Origin of the sequence: Amycolatopsis minnesotensis (genome assembly GCF_039529815.1) — a bacterium.
In the GTDB taxonomy this organism is placed as follows: domain Bacteria; phylum Actinomycetota; class Actinomycetes; order Mycobacteriales; family Pseudonocardiaceae; genus Amycolatopsis; species Amycolatopsis minnesotensis.
Genome location: NZ_BAAANN010000033.1, coordinates 52,733 through 68,748 on the forward strand (window position 1 = coordinate 52,733; position 16,016 = coordinate 68,748).

At 70.0% G+C, this 16,016-nt stretch carries 17 protein-coding genes, 1 tRNA gene and 1 pseudogene; 12 read left to right on the forward strand and 7 right to left on the reverse strand.

All coding sequences use genetic code 11. The annotated features are described in order from the left end of the window. The first annotated feature begins 59 nt into the window (after positions 1–59). Entirely contained in the window at positions 60–917 is an 858-nt protein-coding gene (locus tag ABD256_RS33120; protein WP_344428180.1) for an alpha/beta fold hydrolase, read from the forward strand. Between the two features lie 77 nt (positions 918–994). After that, positions 995–1,195: a hypothetical protein gene (locus tag ABD256_RS33125; protein ID WP_344428183.1), complete on the forward strand. Its 201-nt coding sequence runs from the start codon at positions 995–997 to the stop codon at positions 1,193–1,195. A 379-nt stretch (positions 1,196–1,574) separates the two neighbouring features. Here ABD256_RS33125 and ABD256_RS33130 read toward each other — a convergent pair whose 3' ends face one another. Together ABD256_RS33130 and ABD256_RS33135 are read right to left on the reverse strand one after the other, a co-directional pair. Then, the gene (locus tag ABD256_RS33130; protein WP_344428186.1) at positions 1,575–2,186 is read right to left on the reverse strand and encodes a TetR/AcrR family transcriptional regulator; all 612 of its coding nucleotides are present in this window, start codon (positions 2,184–2,186) and stop codon (positions 1,575–1,577) included. A 61-nt stretch (positions 2,187–2,247) separates the two neighbouring features. Continuing rightward, a pseudogene (locus ABD256_RS33135) lies at positions 2,248–2,972 on the reverse strand (CGNR zinc finger domain-containing protein). A 15-nt stretch (positions 2,973–2,987) separates the two neighbouring features. On the opposite strand from ABD256_RS33135, the gene ABD256_RS33140 reads away from it, so the two are divergent. The 7 genes from ABD256_RS33140 (at position 2,988) to ABD256_RS33170 (ending at position 7,857) form a co-directional block, all read left to right on the forward strand. Beyond that, positions 2,988–3,131 (forward strand): hypothetical protein, encoded by a 144-nt coding sequence (locus ABD256_RS33140; protein ID WP_344428192.1) that lies wholly within the window; start codon positions 2,988–2,990, stop codon positions 3,129–3,131. Between the two features lie 206 nt (positions 3,132–3,337). After that, entirely contained in the window at positions 3,338–3,877 is a 540-nt protein-coding gene (locus tag ABD256_RS33145) for a cysteine hydrolase family protein (protein ID WP_344428195.1), read from the forward strand. Between the two features lie 64 nt (positions 3,878–3,941). Then, a tRNA-Ser gene (locus tag ABD256_RS33150) sits at positions 3,942–4,031 on the forward strand. Between the two features lie 214 nt (positions 4,032–4,245). Next, complete coding sequence (locus ABD256_RS33155) at positions 4,246–4,506, forward strand: hypothetical protein (RefSeq protein ID WP_215548220.1); 261 nt, start codon at positions 4,246–4,248, stop codon at positions 4,504–4,506. 2 nt (positions 4,507–4,508) lie between these two features. Then, positions 4,509–4,757 carry a hypothetical protein gene (locus ABD256_RS33160; RefSeq protein ID WP_344428200.1) on the forward strand — a complete coding sequence of 83 codons (249 nt, stop codon included), beginning with the start codon at positions 4,509–4,511 and terminating at the stop codon, positions 4,755–4,757. Beyond that, positions 4,757–7,489 carry an FtsK/SpoIIIE domain-containing protein gene (locus ABD256_RS33165; RefSeq protein ID WP_344428202.1) on the forward strand — a complete coding sequence of 911 codons (2,733 nt, stop codon included), beginning with the start codon at positions 4,757–4,759 and terminating at the stop codon, positions 7,487–7,489. Before ABD256_RS33160 ends, ABD256_RS33165 begins: the two co-directional genes overlap by 1 nt. Beyond that, positions 7,486–7,857, forward strand: coding sequence for a hypothetical protein (locus ABD256_RS33170; RefSeq protein ID WP_344428205.1), 372 nt, complete (start codon positions 7,486–7,488; stop codon positions 7,855–7,857). The genes ABD256_RS33165 and ABD256_RS33170 overlap by 4 nt, the downstream gene beginning before the upstream one ends. A gap of 58 nt (positions 7,858–7,915) precedes the next feature. Here ABD256_RS33170 and ABD256_RS33175 read toward each other — a convergent pair whose 3' ends face one another. From ABD256_RS33175 to ABD256_RS33195, 5 genes are all read right to left on the reverse strand, one after another. Then, positions 7,916–9,091, reverse strand: a complete 1,176-nt coding sequence (locus ABD256_RS33175) for an MFS transporter (protein ID WP_344428208.1) — start codon at positions 9,089–9,091, stop codon at positions 7,916–7,918. A 136-nt stretch (positions 9,092–9,227) separates the two neighbouring features. Then, positions 9,228–10,403, reverse strand: coding sequence for a S8 family peptidase (locus ABD256_RS33180; RefSeq protein WP_344428211.1), 1,176 nt, complete (start codon positions 10,401–10,403; stop codon positions 9,228–9,230). 87 nt (positions 10,404–10,490) lie between these two features. After that, on the reverse strand, positions 10,491–10,940 hold the full coding sequence (locus tag ABD256_RS33185; RefSeq protein ID WP_344428214.1) for a thioredoxin family protein: 450 nt from the start codon (positions 10,938–10,940) through the stop codon (positions 10,491–10,493). An 11-nt stretch (positions 10,941–10,951) separates the two neighbouring features. Continuing rightward, entirely contained in the window at positions 10,952–12,640 is a 1,689-nt protein-coding gene (locus ABD256_RS33190) for a cytosine permease (protein ID WP_344428217.1), read from the reverse strand. Continuing rightward, positions 12,637–13,320: a tRNA-dependent cyclodipeptide synthase gene (locus tag ABD256_RS33195; RefSeq protein WP_344428220.1), complete on the reverse strand. Its 684-nt coding sequence runs from the start codon at positions 13,318–13,320 to the stop codon at positions 12,637–12,639. Before ABD256_RS33195 ends, ABD256_RS33190 begins: the two co-directional genes overlap by 4 nt. A 215-nt stretch (positions 13,321–13,535) precedes the next feature. Here ABD256_RS33195 and ABD256_RS33200 point away from each other — a divergent pair, with 215 nt between their 5' ends. The 3 genes from ABD256_RS33200 to ABD256_RS33210 all read left to right on the forward strand — a co-directional run bounded on the left by ABD256_RS33200 (position 13,536) and on the right by ABD256_RS33210 (position 15,847). Continuing rightward, the gene (locus tag ABD256_RS33200; RefSeq protein ID WP_344428223.1) at positions 13,536–14,492 is read left to right on the forward strand and encodes a LysR family transcriptional regulator; all 957 of its coding nucleotides are present in this window, start codon (positions 13,536–13,538) and stop codon (positions 14,490–14,492) included. A gap of 9 nt (positions 14,493–14,501) precedes the next feature. Further along, the gene (locus tag ABD256_RS33205; RefSeq protein WP_344428226.1) at positions 14,502–15,425 is read left to right on the forward strand and encodes a LysR substrate-binding domain-containing protein; all 924 of its coding nucleotides are present in this window, start codon (positions 14,502–14,504) and stop codon (positions 15,423–15,425) included. Between the two features lie 182 nt (positions 15,426–15,607). Beyond that, positions 15,608–15,847, forward strand: coding sequence for a hypothetical protein (locus ABD256_RS33210; RefSeq protein ID WP_344428229.1), 240 nt, complete (start codon positions 15,608–15,610; stop codon positions 15,845–15,847). Positions 15,848–16,016 lie beyond the last annotated feature (169 nt).

A 16,016-nucleotide genomic window follows, 5' to 3' on the forward strand; every position in this document is an offset into this window, starting at 1 on the left:
CTTGCCATGGGTTAAGCCTGCTTCTAATCTAACCCCCTCAAAGAGTTAGGGAGGTGTACATGCCAAGCTCGACGGCGGCTGTCAACGGAATCCGCATGCACTACCGGCATGCGGGCATGGAGCAGGGGAAGACGCCGGTGGTCCTCCTGCACGGGTGGCCGCAGACCTCGCATTGCTGGCACCGGATCATCGACAAGCTCTCTGCGGAACGTCCGGTCATCGCACCCGACCTGCGCGGCTACGGGCTCAGCGACAAGCCACGAGCGGGCTACGACAAGCGAACGATGGCGGCGGACGTTTCGGAACTGGTGGCCAAGCTCGGATTCGGCCAGGTCAGTGTTGTCGGGCACGATCGTGGTGGGCGGGTGGCCCACCGATGGGCTCTGGATCGACCGGAACAGGTCGCACGGCTTGCCGTGCTCGACATCGTGCCGACGCGAGAGGTGTGGCGCCGGCTGGATCTCGGAATCGCGACCGGGTACTGGCATTGGTTCTTCCACCTCCAGCCCGATCTGCCAGAACGGCTCGCCGGAGCCGATGTCGCGGCTTACCTCGGGTACTTCTTCGAACGCTGGACCTACCAGCGGCAAGGGCTCGACGCGGCGGCGATCGACGAGTACGTGCGGGCGTTCTCCGCACCGGGCGCACTTCGGGCGGGCTTCGACGACTACCGCGCGTCGTTTCCCGACGATGCCGAGGCCGACGATGCGGACTTCGACGCGGGACAGCGGCTGACCATGCCGGTACTCGCGCTCTGGGGCAGCGAAGGATTGCCCGCGAAGATGCCGGCGTTGGAGATCTGGAGCGAGTACGCCAACGACGTCACGGGTGGGCCGATCGAGGAGTCCGGGCATTTCGTCGCCGAGGAGCAACCCGAGCGGCTGCTGGCGCGGCTTCACCCGTTTCTCCGGGGTTGAAGACGTGGCAGCGCTGCGGGCCGTCCGGGCGAATGCGAAACTCCGGGGGTCGGACCGGTACGACCTGGGAGCGCGACATGACACGGTGGATCATGCTGGCGGTCGGCGTCGTATGCGCCGTGATCGGAGCGGTGTGGATCTTGCAGGGCGTCGGCGTGATCACCGGCAGCTTCATGACGGGGCAGAAGCTGTGGTTCCTGATCGGGCTCGGCGCCTTCCTCGTGGGAGTGGTTCTGCTCGCCGCGACGATCCGGAAGCCGCGACGCCGGGTGGAGTGAAAGACCCGCCGTCGGCGAACACGGGCGAGAAGGCAGGTGCCGGACAGCGAGCCACGCGGCCGTTGGGTCGCGATCTGACATGCGACCAGGAGCTTGGGCGCTCGTCACCAGCACGAAGTACGCACTCGTCCACGAGTCCCCCCGGTCCGGAGCTACCAGGTTTCCTTGGGGTGCCGTCACATCAGCGGCGCGGGGTGGCCATCACACCCTTTCGTGGTGGCGACATGAGCGCAACGGCCAGCGTTCGAGGGACCGCAGCTTCGGAGGCACTCGTCGGCCAGTCAGCTTCGGCGGCGCAACAGCTCGGCTCGGGCCTGCGGGCTCGTGCTTCGTCCGCACCGGTGAACCGCGGACGGCCGGTGTCGGCTTGCGCTGGTGCTCATTCGCGCGCGAGTGCTTCCCAGCCGCGTAAGAGCAGTTCGGCCGCGTCGACGACTACGTCGTCGGACGTCCCTTCGGGGCAGATGAACCGTTGGAGCAGCAGCCCGTCCTCCAGGGCGTGCACTATCAGGGCGAGGAACGCGGGGTCGGCGGGCGGGAGTGTTTCGCGGAAGCGGTGTTCGATGCCGGTCTTGATCGCCGTGCGGGCGACTCGCTCCCCTTCGGCGACCATGGGCCGCGCCGACGGGTTGCGGAGCGCGTACAGGTTGAGTTCGGTGCGCAGCGTGAACCACTCGGCGAGGTTTTCCGCGCGGTCCGCGTGCCATGCACGCAACCGGTTCAGCACCTCTGCGGCGTCGGAGGCGCCTGCTGCCAGTGCCGAGACCTCGCGGACGTCCTGGTGCCGGCGCCGTTCGAGGAGGGCGGCGACCAGTTCCGGCTTGTCCGCGAAGTTGCCGTAGAAGGCACCCCTGCTGAAACCCGCGTGTTCGGCGATCTGCTCGACGGAGGCACCATTGACACCACGTTCGGCGAACAGCGCGCTGGCGGAGTCCAGCAGCTTCTCCCTTGTCCGCGCGCGACTTTCCTCTCGCGTCAGACGCTTCGCCATGCGCACCTCCTCCCGGCGTCCGGGCGACGTTAGCAGCCCGCGTCCGGCCGTTCAGCCGATCTCAGTCGTGCTGCCGGGCGCGGTAGGCCCGCACCTTGTGACGATTGCCGCAACGCTTCATCGAGCACCAGCGCCGTTGCCCGGCCGCGAGGTGTCGACGAACAGCAGGCGGCAGTCGCCCGCCTCGCATTCGCGCATCCGGTCGGCCAGGCCGGTACCGAGCAGGTCCACGATCTCGTGTGCGGCAGCGGCGAGCACCTGCGCGCCGGTCACCGGTCCCAGCCAGGTCCGCGTGCCGTTCTCCGGATCCAGCCCGAGCACGGGGAGTGCTCCGACGCCCTCGTTCACGGCTGCGAGGTCCGCAGTGGACGGTCGCCCGCCTGCGGCGATCGCCCACATCCGGTCGCGGAACGCCTTGAGCCGGAGCAACTCACGAGGGCGGACACGGATCTCGACGTCGTCGAGCGGCGCGGTGGCCGCCAGCCGCGAGCCGATGAGCCAGTCGGCGACGTCGTGGGCCGGTGCAGGATTTCGAAGCGGCCGTACGATCCGGGGGCCGCCGGTGAGGAGCAGTTCGAGGCAGAGGACCCCCGGATCGAATTCGCAGCTCTGCCCGTCCCCGCCGGTGAGCAGCCTCGTGCCGGGTTCCGTGGTTACCGGGACGACGCCGTGGACGAGCATCGCGAGGATGGCGAAATGGCCGTGGGCGAGTCCAAGGACGCGAGTTGGACGGTCGGAGTTCTCCGAGACGGTCGCGTTGCCGATCGCCACCATATGGGACTTCATGCGGAATGGGACTTCATGCGGAGCCGGAACGGCCTCGCGACCTGGCTCGGCGGCGATGTCAGCCTCCGGCCGGAAAAGGGGGCGCCGTACGAAACGACGAGCGGAACCGTCGGCGAAGTACGCGGCTTCCGGGAACACGACCGGGTCCGGCTGACCTGACCCCCGAAGGGTGCGTGCGAGTCGACGATCCCGTTCACCGTCTCCGCCACCGGCGAGAAGACCGCTCTTCGTTTCCACCAGGAGCGGCTTGCCGGGCCGGAAGAACGCGAGGCGCAGCGAATCCACTGGCGCGGCGATCTCGACACGGTCGTCGGCAAACTGGCGCACTAGACCTCGACGTTACTTGAAGTAATACCGTCGCAGGCATGGCCGATACCGCATTGATCGTCGTCGACGTGCAGAACCTGTTCGTGGCCGTCACCGGTGATGAAGGACTCGCGGCCGTGGCCGCGATCAACGAGTACGTCGCGAAAGCCGTCGCGAACGAGTGGCCGGTCTACTACCTCCGGGACTACCGGCCGGACGCGGACACGGACCCGCACGGCGACGACACCCTGCTCCACCCGGCGCTCGATGTCCGCGGCACTGTGGTGGAAAAGGGACCGGGTCACCGGGGCGCCTTGTCAGGATTTCTCCGCCTGCCCACGGACATGAAGGGGCCGGAACTGGGTGCCGGCGGTTTGAGTCAACTGGCGGAACATCTTGCCCGCGACGGGGTCATGGCGCTGGTGGTCACCGGGATCGCGACCGACGTGTGCGTGTCCGCGACCGCGGTGGACGCGGTCCGGCTCGGGTACGAGGTCACGGTGCCGCTGTCCGCCTGCGCGCCCGTTCACGCACATCCCGACGGTGACGACGCAGCCGTCGAAGCGCTGCGCGAAGCGGGTGTGACGGTGATCGCCTGACCGCCGTCGCCGCAGCTCAGACCCCATATCCGCAGGTAGAGCACGATCCTGTACGCTCTCCTGCGGAGGATTGGCCGAGCGGCCTAAGGCGCACGATTGGAAATCGTGTTGGGTGTAAAAGCCCTCACGGGTTCGAATCCCGTATCCTCCGCCATCGAATACCGCCGAACGCCGGATCTTCGCGGCAACACCGCGAAGATCCGGCGTTCGGCTTTTTCCGGCCCCCATGAGGGAGTTGCCGTACTCTGGAGTGGCTGACCCCCCGTCACTGATCGGGTGTCGGTGGCCTCACGCTAGGTTGTGCGCAATCGGCCGTCTGCACGGCCGGAACCGCATCAGAACAACGGCAACCGAGGAGTTCCGCCCCCATGGCCGGAGTGGAAGAAATCCGTGCTGGAATCGCGCTGGCGAACGAAAAGGCGTCCGCCAGCATCGCCGCGTTGCAGCAGGCCGCGCAAGCGCTGGAAGAGGCGCAGCAGTCTCTCGCGCAGGCCACCCAGGGCAGCACCCAGGACGAGGTGGCCCAGGCGCACGGGATGCTCGCCGAGGCGCTGCAAGGCATCACCGGCACCCAGAGCACCATCCAGGCCTGCATGTCATCGGCGGACGCCTACTCCGCGCGCCTCTGACCGTGTCCGCGCTCGAGGAGTTCCACTCCCTGCTCGCCCTGTCGCGGGCGAAGGTCGAGGACGCCGGCGCGCACACGCGGCGCGCACTGGAGTTGCTGGGCGAGGCACGCGCGGCGATCGTCGACGGGCATGAACAGGCCCAGCCGTGGCTGCCGCCGCAGCTGGACGGGGCGCTCGAGAAGATCGGGAACGACGCGGCGCTGCTGTCCACCGCCGGCGAACTGTTGAAGGAGTACGAGGCGCGCCTCTGATGGGGTTCTCCAAGAGCAACGAGCAACGCACGCGCGTGATGAGCGCGCTCGATGCGATGCGCCAGCAGATCGGGCTCGTGCTCGGCGCTGCCCGGGCCGGACGCGAAGTAGCCGAGACGGAACTCGCCGGCTTGGAGCTCGAGCAGAAGGTCGTGCACGCCGGTCTCGACGAGGCGGCGCAGGACGAGGAGATCCTCGCCGCGCTTCGCCGTCCGGCGATGTCGCAGGTCAGCTCGTGGCTCAACACGGTGCGCGCGCAGTTCCACACCGACGCCTCGACCGTGCCGAGGCGGCTGCGCGAGCTGGTCGCGGAGACCTCGGCGGGTGCCGGGCGCCTGCCGCCCGGCGAGTGGCTCGGGAAGATCGGCACGGGATCGGCGCCGCCGGAACTGTGGCGCGTCGGCTCGGCCGCTCTGTCCACTTCGGACCCCCGTGATCGCTTCGACGTCGCGGTGCCGCTGCTCGACGAGTCCCATCTCGCGATCACGCCGGCGCCCAAGACCAGGGAGCAGGTGGACGCGCTCGTCGAGGCGCTGCTGATGCGCGTCCTCAGCTCGGTCGAACCGGGCGCGGTGCGCGTGCACCTGTGGGACATCGGCCAGCTGACGTCGGTGCTGCCGAACCTGTACCCGCTCAGCAAGACGAGCGCGCTCACGCTGTACGACCCGACGCGCCTGCAGGACCTGCTCGACGAGCTGTCCGGGCACATCAGGCGCATCCACGCGCAGGCGATGCAGGCTGGGCACACGTCGCTGCGCGGGATGCGCGCCGCACTGGGGAAGCGCACCGAGCCGTGGCGGATCGCGGTGCTGTTCGGCAACGGCGAGACGTGGGCGACCGAGCCGCTGCGCGAGCTGAAGCGCATCGCGGGCGGCGCGCACGCGGCCGGGATCTCGCTGATCGCGGTGGACGTGCCGCATGTGCTCGGCGGCTCGGTGGAGAACATCCGCCTGCTCGACGAGCGGCGCGTGGTCACCAGCATGACCGGCCCGAACCTGGTCGCCCAGCTCGATCCGGCGATCCCGTCCGGGCAGGTGTCGGGCGCGGCCGGCAAGATCGCGGAGGCGCTGATCGCCAGGCAGGGCGGGCCGCGCTCGTTCGCGGACCTGCTGCCCCCGGAGCTGGGGAAGGCTAATTCGGCCGAGGAGCTGCGCGCGCCGGTCGGGTTCTTCGAGGGGGACCCGGTCGAGGTCGTCATCGGCGACTCGAGCCCGCACGCGCTGATCGGCGGGCCGAGCGGGTCGGGCAAGACGAACTTCCTGTACGCGCTGCTGGGCAGCCTCGCCGCGCGGTACCCGCCGGACGAGCTCGCGCTGTACCTGCTCGACTTCAAGGAAGGCGTCTCGTTCGCCGGGCTCGCCCCCGGCCGCAAGGACGCGACCTGGCTGCCGCACGCCAAGCTGATCGGTGTCAACGTGAACACCGACCGGGAGTTCGGGCTGGCGCTGCTGCGGTTCCTCTCCGACGAGCTGCGGCGCAGGTCGACCGCGGCGAAGGAGCACGAGGTCACCAACCTCGCGGGACTGCGGCAGGAGGACCCCGACGGGCACTGGCCGCGGATCGTGGCCGTGGTCGACGAGTTCCAGTACCTGTTCGCCGGCCGCGACGCGGTGACCAACCAGGCGACGGCGCTGCTCGAAGACATCGCACGGCGTGGGCGCGCGCAGGGCATCCACCTGATACTGGCGAGCCAGGACGTCGCGGGGATCGAGGCGTTCTGGGGCAAGCCCGCGGTGTTCGAGCAGTGCACGCTCCGGATCGCGATGCCGAAGGCGCGCCGCGTGCTCGCCGAGGCGAACACCGCGGCCGTCTCGGCGCCCCGCTGGCACGCGGTGCTCAACCACGACTCGGGGGTGGCGCACGGCAACCAGCTCGCGCACGTGCCGGATGCCAGCGGCAAGGACGTGTTCGCCACGCTGCAGCGGCGCCTGTGGGACGCCTACGCCGACGAGCACGACCGGCCGCGGCTGTTCGACGGCGCGCATTCGCCGGTGCTGGAGCACGTGCCCGCGTTCGGCGAGCTGAAACCGGGTGGCGCGGTGACCGCGCTGCTCGGCCAGTCGATCGACGTCGAGGACACCGCCTGCGGGATCGAACTGGCGCACGCGCCAGGCCGCAACCTGGCCGTGCTCGGTACCGCGGCGGCCGAGGCGCTGTCCATTTTGGACTCGGCGGCGCGGTCACTGGCGCGCCAGTACGAGGAGGGGGCGGTGGAGTTCCTGCTGCGCTGCCCCGTCGAGCGGTGCCTGCCCGCCGTCGAGCGGCTGGCCGAAGACCTCGTCGCGCACGGGCACCGCGCCGTGGTGCTGGACTCGCTCGCGCCGACGCTCGCCGAGCTGGTGGCAGCGGAGCCGGAAACCGCGAAGATCCTGCTGCTCTACGGCGTCGACGCCGAGCTGCCGTCGCTCGAGGTGAAAGAGCCCGGGCAGCTCAAGAGCGGCCTCGACCACCTGCGCGTGGTGCTGAAGCAGGGGCCGGGCAAGGGCACGCACACGCTCGGCTGGTGGCGCGGCACGGCACGGCTCAAGGACACCCTCGGGTTCGGCGGCAACGACGACATCGGCGCGTGGGCCGCGCTCGACGTGCAGGGCAGCGAGCTGAGCCCGTTCGCGGCAGGCCAGGTCGTGCACTGGTCACCGCGGCCGGGCAGGGCGCTGTACTTCGACCGGAGCACGCACGCCACCCCCGAGGTGATCATCCCGTTCCTCCGGCCCGATCGGGAGAACCCGTGAACCCTGACGGAGTGACCGCCGCGATGCGGTACAAGGACATCATCGCCTCGCTGTCGCGGGCGGACGAGGACCTGCGCGCCTGGGAGCGGACCAGGGCGATCGAGCTGGAGGGCGCGATCACCGATGCGGTTGCCTCGGTCGAGGCGGCGCGCGAACGCGAAGAGCGGGCCACCCAGCGCGCCCAGCACTGGTGGCGGATGGCCGCGGACAACGTCTCCCGCCTCCCCTGGCTCGAACTCGACGAGCCGCCCGGCCCGAGCCCGACCGCGAGGTACGACTGGCTCTCCCGCTACGTCGACGGGGTGAAGCCGCTCTACAACGACCTCGTGCAGGCGGTGCTCCAGCTCGGCTGGCGCGCACGCCGCTGAGACGAGCCCTGCGCGAACCGGTGCCGATGCAAGCGCATCGGTTCGCGTCAGGGCGAAGTCAGCCCGCACGCCGGGCGCTCGCGGTGACCGGGCCCGCGAGCAGCAGCGGTGCCGCCATCAGTGCCGCCGCGACCCACGGCAGCGCCGCGGGTGCCCCGCCGAGCACGATCCCGCCCGCCAGCGCTCCCCCGGCGACGGCGCCGTTCCAGCTCGCGATGGTCAGCGACTGCGCGGTATCGGCCGTGCGGCCCGCGAGCGCGGCGGTGACGGCTTGGAACGACGTCGGCGCGCCGCCGAAGGCGAGTCCCCACAACGTGCTCGCCACGAGCAGCACGCCGACGTCGCGGCCGCCGATGGCCAGTGCGGCGAAGCAGCAGGCCGCTGTGGCCGCGCAGCACAGCAGCACGGCGCGCGGGTGCCGGTCGAGCAGGACGCCGACCAGCCACAGCCCGGCCACCGTGGCCAGCCCGAACAGCAGCAGCCCGGTGCTGAGCAGCCCGGCGTGCCCGGTGCGGGCGTAGACCGGGCCGAGATAGGTGTAGAAGAGGTTGTGGCCCAGCGAGAACGCGATCACCAGCGCCAGCAGCGGGCGCAGGCCGGGTGTCCGAAGGACGGTGCGGAGGCTCGCGCGCGTGCCGCGTGCCTCGCCGTCCAGCGGCGGGACGACCGCGGCGACCCACCACAGCAGCGGCACCGCGATGAGCGCCATCACGACGAACACCCAGCGCCAGCCGACGAGGTCGCCGAGCGCGGCTCCGGCAGGCACGCCGAGCGCGAACCCGACCGGGGTGCCCGCCATCGCGACGGCGAGCGCGCGGCCGGACCGTTCGACGGGGACGAGCCGCATGGCGTAGTTCGCGACGAGCGACCACAGCACACCGGTGACGGCACCCGAGACGACCCGCGCCAGCAGCACGAGCGCGAACCACGGGGACACCGCGACGACGAGGTTGGTCACCACGAACCCGGCGACGAGCGCGAGCATGAGCTTCTTGCGCGGCACGCCCGCGGTCATGGCGGTCAGCGGCACCGAGGTGAGCGCGGTGGTGATCGCGTACACCGTGACGAGCTGCCCCGCCGCTGACGGTGAAACGCCGAGATCGGCCGAAGCCGGGAGCAGGATCCCGGCGGGCACGACCTCGGTGAGGCAGCCGAGGAACACCGAGGTGGCCAGCGCCAGTAGCGCGGGCATCGGCAGCTTGGTGGCACGGCCGGGTGGCGCGGCGAGGTTCATGATCGAGTCCCCAACTCTTCGAGCGGCACCCGGCCGCGAGACCCGCACCGGACGGCGCAGGAAGGTGTCCGGCCCGGGATCGCGGCGCGTGCGCCGAAGACGCGGCCGGGTGCCGGGCGGCACCCGGCCGCGGGTCCTACGCCGTGTGGAGCAGGAGGTTGTTCGACCCTTCGCCGGGGTCGGTGACCTTGTCCTTCGTCGCGGCCCCGGTCAGCGCTTCGACGAGCGCGTCCGAGGTCGTGCCGGGATGCGCGGACAGGTACATCGCGGCAACGCCCGCGGCCTCCGCGGACGCGATCGAGGTACCCGACACCGTCGTGCAGGCCGTGTCGCTCCGGCTGTCCGCGGTCCTGATGTCCTTGCCCGGCGCGTAGAGGTCGACGCACCCGCCGAAGTTCGACGACGCCACCCTGCGGTCGGCGGCGTCGGTGGCGCCGACCGTGATCCCGGTCGTCTGGCGCGCCGGGGTGCTGTCGCAGGCATCGGCGCCCGCGTTGCCCGCCGCCGTGGTGTAGGCGAGCCCGAGCTGCGTCATCTTGTAAAGCTGGATGTCGACGACCGTGCCGCCAGGGCCCGCGAAGCTGAGGTTGAGCAGTGCCGGGCGCTTCGCGTTGACGTTGACCCAGTCCAGCGCGGTCAGGATCTGCTCGGAGGTGCCCTTGCCGTCACAGCCGAGCGTCCGCACCGACTCGATCGACGCCTCCTTCGCGATCCCGAAGTTCTTGCCCGCGATGGTGGCGGCGACGCGCGTGCCGTGCCCGTTGCAGTCGGTCCCGCTCTTGTTCCCCGACGGGTCGACGGCGTCGAACGCCGCGTGCGCGCGGCCGCCGAAGTCCTGGTGGCTCGCGCGGACCCCGGTGTCGAGCACGTAGACGTGCACGTTCGCCGCGGTGTTCGGGTAGGTGAAGCGGTGGTCGAGCGGCAGCGCGGGCTGGTCGACGCGGTCCTGACCCCACGACGGCGGGTCGGTCTGTGTGCCCGCCGCGGTGTAGACCTGGTTGGCGCCGACGGTGCTGACGCCCTCGTCGGAGAGGTACTTGGTGTGCTGCTCTTCGGTGAGGTCGGCGGAGAACGCCTGCGAAACGGAGTAGTAGACGCGACGGAGGGTGCCCCCGTACTTGCCGATCATCGCGTTCGCGGCCGCGGTGACCTTGTCCTTGTCCGCGGCCATCGGCTTCAGGCGCACGATGTACACCGCGGTGGCGGCGGTCGTGGCGCTCGAGGGAGCCGCGGTCACGGCGGCCGCGGGCAGCACGCCCATCGCGGCGGCGAAACAGGCCACCAGCACGGCGGCCCTTGGCTTGCGCTTCATGGAGAAACCCTTCGATGCTGCGGGTGGACCACCGCCGGGACCGGTCTGCCCGGTCCCGGCGGCGAAGGCGTCAGAACCTCGGCGGCCTCAGAGGCCGTTGAGCCAGGTGCGGAGGTCCTTGGGGCCGCTGCCCGTGTCGAAGCCGACGACCCGGCTGCCCTTCTCCTTGCCGCTCGCGATGTCGATCAGCGTCGGGATGTACTCGACGTTGTACTTGTTCGCGATGGCCTCGTTCGTCTTGTGATCGCTCAGGTCGACCTTCGCCCAGATCCACTTGCCCTTGTCCGCGGCGTGGTACTTCTCCAGGTACGGCTCCATGTTCTTGCACGGGCCGCACCAGGTGGCGTAGAAGTCCAGCACCACCGGCTTGGTCTTGGACATCTCCATGACCTGGTCGTAGTTGGCCGAGGTGACGTCGACGACGGTGTCGTCCTGCGGCGCGAGCGTCGTCGCGGCCGCGGGGGTCACCGCCGCCCCGCCGACGAGCCCGGCGGTCATCGCGACGGCGGCCACGAGCACGCGCATCCTGCTTCCCATTTTCTCTCCTTCTATTCGGTGCGGTTACCGGAAACCGGCGCGGGTCGCGCCGTCGTCTGGGGCCCTGTCTCGGTCTCGTACCCGGCGGCGACCCAGTCCTCGATCCCCTCGCGGTACTTGCGGACGGCGGTGTAGCCGAGTTCGACGAGGCGCGCGCCGACGAACTCGCTGTTGCGGCAAGGCGTGTTGGCGCAGTAGACGACCACGGCGGCGGACTTGTCCGGCAGCACCGACGGGGCGTGGGCGTCGGTGAACTCCGCCGCCTGCTCGTACGGGAAGCCGGGGATGTTCCGGGCGCCGGGGAGGTGCTCTTGCTCGTAGTAGGTCACCGGCATCGTGTCGACCACGATCACCGCGCCCTCGTCCATTTCGCGCTTGAGCTCTTCGCGCCCGACCAGTGGCAGCATGCCCGTTCCTCCCTGTGTCCGGCGGCGGGCCGGGAAGAGCCGGCTCGCCGCGAGGTAGCTGACGAAGGCCACGATCACCGAGTTGATCGCGGGGATCCCGAAGTCGAAGAAGACCGCGCCCGCGGTGCCCAGCGCCCAGCTGATCAGCGCGGACGGCACCCAGTCGCGGTGCGGTCCCGGCACGGAACCGTGTTCGCGCAGCGCGTCGAAGACCGGACGGCACCGCCGCACGACGAAGTACTCCGCGATGAGCACGCCGGCGACCGGCGGGGTGAGCACGCCGACCGCGGTGAGGAAGCCCGCGAAGTCGTCGGCGATCCCGAACGCGGACGCCGCCGTGCCGAGCACGCCGAGCACGAGCACGACGCGCACGCGGGCGACCTTGCGGCCGAACAGCACGTCCACGACGTTGACCAGGCCGAGCGACGACGAGTAGAGGTTCCAGTCGTTGATCTTGAGGATCGCGGTGGCGAGCACGAGGGTGCCGAGCACGCCCGACGACGAGGTGATGATGCCGACGATGTCGGACGAGGCGGTGGCGTGCGCGAGCAGCACGCCGATCAGCCCGATCAGGTATTCGCCGAGCGTCACGCTGATCAGCGTCTGCTTGACGACGTCGCCGGGGGTGCGGTTGAACCGCGTCATGTCCGGGGTCATCAGCGCGCCGAGGATGAACGCGCCGGACACCAGCGTGGTCGCCGCGCCGAGCGACAGCGGCGGGCCGGGCGGCGGGCCGGAGACCAGGTCCGCGAACGAACGGCTGCTGAGCGCGTCCACGATGGAATAGCCGGCCAGCAGCAGGAACGCGGGCACGGTCAGGTACGCGGTCCAGGCCATCAGGCGGAAGCCGTAGACGGTGATGGCGGTGATCACGACGCCGCCGAGCACCGCCCACGCCCATTCCGGCACGGCTCCGCCGAGCGCGTGCATGCCGTGCGCGAAGATGCCGTTCTGCACGCCGAACCAGCCGGCGAGGCTGATCGCGACGAGCAGGCCGACGAGCGCGGACCCCTTCCGGCCGAACCCGGCCCAGCGGGCGAGCACGGAGGTCGACAGCCCCTCGCGGACCCCGGCGATGCCGAGCAGCACGGTGATCACTTCGAGCAGCACCGAACCGATCGTGATCGCCAGCACGGCCTGCCAGAACGTCATGCCGTAGCCGAGGATGGCGCCGACGATGAACTGCTGGAACGAGGACACCTGGCCGAAGCGCTGCACCGCGACCGACGGCCATGACCGGCGTTCGCCGGCGGGTACCGGCGTGAGCGAATAATCGTCGTGACGGCCGGTCACCGGCTCGCCGCTTCCAGCACGGGCTCGCGGACCACCAGGAATCCCTGCCCCGTATGCGGCCGGAAGGCGAATTCGCGGTCGAAGAATCGTTGCAGGAAGGGCACGCGCTGGTGGTAGACGAACATCGACCCGGTATTTCCGGTGATCGTTCCGGATGCCGCGAACAAGGGCAATTCGGCCAGGAAATACTGGACGGCCAGCCGTAGCCTCGCCGGGTTCGGCCCGGTATCGTTTTTTCCCTGGAGCACCCAGGAGGAAGCACCATAACAAGCCGAGCGGAAAACCCGGTCGGCTTCGAAGCGCTCTTGCACTTCGTTCGCCAGCCTGCGGTAGGCGAGGATGTCGCGGAGCCGCGCCATGCCGAGCACGCGGCTCGCCGGATCGGCGATGCCGATGGCAGTGAGCGCCGAGGTGATCTTGTTGTGCACGTGGCAGGACTGGCGATGTGCCTTCTGCTTCGCCCTCGCGGGCGGGTATCCCATCGCTTCGAGCGTGTACGCGGTGACATCGTCCGGCACGAAGAAATGGAATTCGGCGAAGTTCTCCGCGGTCCACGCGGCAAGCCGGATGAGCCGTTCCGCGGTGAAATAACCGTTGAACGGACTCACGCCGACGCAGGCGTGCGGCGCGTCCGGAAACAAGCGGGCGCAGCCGGACGAGAGAGGACTCGCTTCGAACATGGACGATTCGCCACCTTTCCGTTGCTTTCCCCTGGCGGTCCCGAACGGGTCTGCTCACTGTGGCCGAGTCCGGCGCGCACGGGTAATGCCGACGGGTTATGCCTTCGAGGAGCGCGAGGCCGTCGCGGTGACCGTGCGAATTCCCTACTTTGGTCGGGTGGCGACCACCCTTTCGCAGGTGCAATCGCGGGCGCGCCTCCCATACGGTGATCACCGTGGAGCTTGAACTGAAGCATCTGCACCACCTCCGGGTTGTCGCGAAAGCGGGCAGCCTGAACCGCGCCGCCGCCCAACTCGTCCTCCCGCAGCCCGCGCTCAGCCGTGAGCTCCGGCGGATCGAGCAGCTTCTCGGTGACGAGCTGTTCGAACGCGACCGCACCGGCGTGCGGCCGACGGCGTTCGGGCGGCTGATCCTCGACTACGCGGACGGGATACTGGCGCACGCCGCGAAGATCGGCTCCGATCTCGCGCACCAGTGCGCCCATCGCGCGAAGGCGCTGCGGATCGGCTGGTCGGCGACCGCGCTGTCCGGTCTGCTGCTGGACGCGCTCGACGTCACCGGCAACGGCGACCAGGCCGAGATCCGGACCGCCGAGTCCACCGCGGAGATGATCGACTGGTTCGGCCGCGGCGAACTGGACCTCGCCGTCCTTTCGGAACAGTGCGAGGTGCCGCTTCCCCCGAACACCGGGCGCGTCGACCTCGCCGACGATCCCCTGCTGATCATGCTGCCCGACTGGCATCCGCTGGCGTCGAGCCAGTCGGTCCAGCTCACCGAGCTGGAGCACGAGCGGTGGATCTCGTCGACCGGGCCCGACCGCTGCCGCGAGTTCCTCAAGCGAGTCTGCCGCCCGTTCGGTTTCTCGCCGCAGATCGCGCACCACGTGTCGGTGTCCGGGCCGCGCGACGAAATCGTCCGTTACCAGGGCGATGTGACGCTCGTGCAGACGCTGCGCCCGCTGGCGCCCGGCGTGGTGCACCGGCCGATCTCGGACCTGCTCATGCGGACCAGCCACTTCCTGCTCTACCGGGAGGACAGCCCGATCGCGGCGCGGATCGACGTGCTCGCCGGGCTGATCACCGACGCCTACTGGGACAGCCTCCGCGGTGAGCGGACGTCGTCGCGGGCGTTTCCCGCCGGCCTGCCGCGGCTCGCCACGCGTACCAGCTGAGCGAGCGCGGTGGACATCGAACTGCGGCAGTTGAGGATCCTCACCGCGGTGGCCGAGGCGGGCGGGCTGGCCGGTGCCGCCGTCGCGCTCGGCATGAGCCAGGCGAAGCTCGATCAGCAGATCCAGCGGCTCGAGCGCATGGTGGGGGCCGCGCTGCTGCACGACAGCCCGGCCGGTACGGCGTTCACCGAAGCCGGTGAGGTGCTGCTCGAACACGCCGCGGTGGTGCTGCCGCAGTTCGACCGGATGCTCGCGGCCGCACGAGCCGGTGCGGAAGCGCCCGCGCCGAACGTGGTCAGGATCGGCGCGGTGGCGACGCCGATCCTGCCGAAGCTCATCCACGCGATCGACGAAGCGGTCCCCGGCGCCGAGCTTTCGGTGCGGATCGAGGAGCCGGGCACGGACCTGGCCGAAGCGCTGCTGCGCGACGAACTCGACCTCGCCGTCCTGCGCCAGCACCCGGCGACCGGTGCCGCGCTGCCCCCGGCGCTCGCGTGCTCCCCGGTGGCGACCGAGCCGCTCTTCGTCGGAATACCGCCGGGACACGCTCTCGGGACACCGGTGTCGATCGCGCCCGCCGCGCTTTCGGGGCACCGCTGCGTGCTGCTCGACCAGTCCGTCCAGCCGCTGACGCTGGCGGTGCTCGTGGCGTTCGCCGACGCCGGGGCGGATCCGCGCTTCTGCTACGCCGCGAGCGAATGGGCGGCGCTCTGCCTCGGCAGCGGCACCGGCATCCTGACCGTGACGGCGCCGCCGACGACGCCGATGCCGGGAACCGCGTACCGGCCGGTGCGGTGCGCCGCGTCGATGTCGGCGCTCGTGCTCGCGTGGGTGCCAGGCGGACCGGTCACCGACTGCGCCGCCCGCATCCACGAAGCCGCGATGGAAGCACACGCCGACTGCCTGCGCACGCTCGCCACCGGCCCGTGCTGACACCCGCGGAACGTCGGCTGATCACGAAATTCCCGCGCCACGCGGCGGTTTTTCACGAAGATGACGCTTCCGACCGGAAAACATCGTTCATTCCGGCAAGGATATTGCTTCGCCTGCCGCACCCCGGGAAGTCTTGGACCCGTTCCAGTTAATTCCTTACGAATCACCACGGAGTGTGCAGAATGGCTATCGCGCGCAAACTCGGCGCCATCGGCGTCCTCACCGCCGCGTCCGCGGCGATCGCCCTGTCGGCCACCGGCACCGCCAGTGCCAGCTGGATCGCGGGGACCTACCACGATCCGACCGACTGCCAGTCCGCGGGCAACTGGCTGGCGAGCCAGGGCAGGGCGCACTACTTCCACTGCGACTACGGTATTCGTGCCGGGCAGGGTCCGGAATGGACCCTGGTCGTCGACTGGTGATGAGCTGAGGGACATGGCGGTTCTCGCTGAGCGAGTCGACGAGGACCGCTTTTCCCGGCTACCTCGAATAGCCCAGCACTTTTTGCCGAATAGCCTCAATTTTCGGGGAGGCTCCCGCGTATGTCCTGAAGGTGCCCTTCAGGGACCCGCGGCTCCGCGCTTCCGCACC

Excerpts from the sequence above, each read along its gene's own strand:
- ABD256_RS33120 (WP_344428180.1), top strand. The coding sequence starts at position 60 with ATGCCAAGCTCGACGGCGGCTGTCAACGGAATCCGCATGCACTACCGG.
- ABD256_RS33125 (WP_344428183.1), top strand. The coding sequence starts at position 995 with ATGACACGGTGGATCATGCTGGCGGTCGGCGTCGTATGCGCCGTGATC.
- ABD256_RS33130 (WP_344428186.1), bottom strand. The coding sequence starts at position 2,186 with ATGGCGAAGCGTCTGACGCGAGAGGAAAGTCGCGCGCGGACAAGGGAG.
- ABD256_RS33140 (WP_344428192.1), top strand. The coding sequence starts at position 2,988 with ATGCGGAGCCGGAACGGCCTCGCGACCTGGCTCGGCGGCGATGTCAGC.
- ABD256_RS33145 (WP_344428195.1), top strand. The coding sequence starts at position 3,338 with ATGGCCGATACCGCATTGATCGTCGTCGACGTGCAGAACCTGTTCGTG.
- ABD256_RS33155 (WP_215548220.1), top strand. The coding sequence starts at position 4,246 with ATGGCCGGAGTGGAAGAAATCCGTGCTGGAATCGCGCTGGCGAACGAA.
- ABD256_RS33165 (WP_344428202.1), top strand. The coding sequence starts at position 4,757 with ATGGGGTTCTCCAAGAGCAACGAGCAACGCACGCGCGTGATGAGCGCG.
- ABD256_RS33175 (WP_344428208.1), bottom strand. The coding sequence starts at position 9,091 with ATGAACCTCGCCGCGCCACCCGGCCGTGCCACCAAGCTGCCGATGCCC.
- ABD256_RS33180 (WP_344428211.1), bottom strand. The coding sequence starts at position 10,403 with ATGAAGCGCAAGCCAAGGGCCGCCGTGCTGGTGGCCTGTTTCGCCGCC.
- ABD256_RS33185 (WP_344428214.1), bottom strand. The coding sequence starts at position 10,940 with ATGGGAAGCAGGATGCGCGTGCTCGTGGCCGCCGTCGCGATGACCGCC.
- ABD256_RS33195 (WP_344428220.1), bottom strand. The coding sequence starts at position 13,320 with ATGTTCGAAGCGAGTCCTCTCTCGTCCGGCTGCGCCCGCTTGTTTCCG.
- ABD256_RS33210 (WP_344428229.1), top strand. The coding sequence starts at position 15,608 with ATGGCTATCGCGCGCAAACTCGGCGCCATCGGCGTCCTCACCGCCGCG.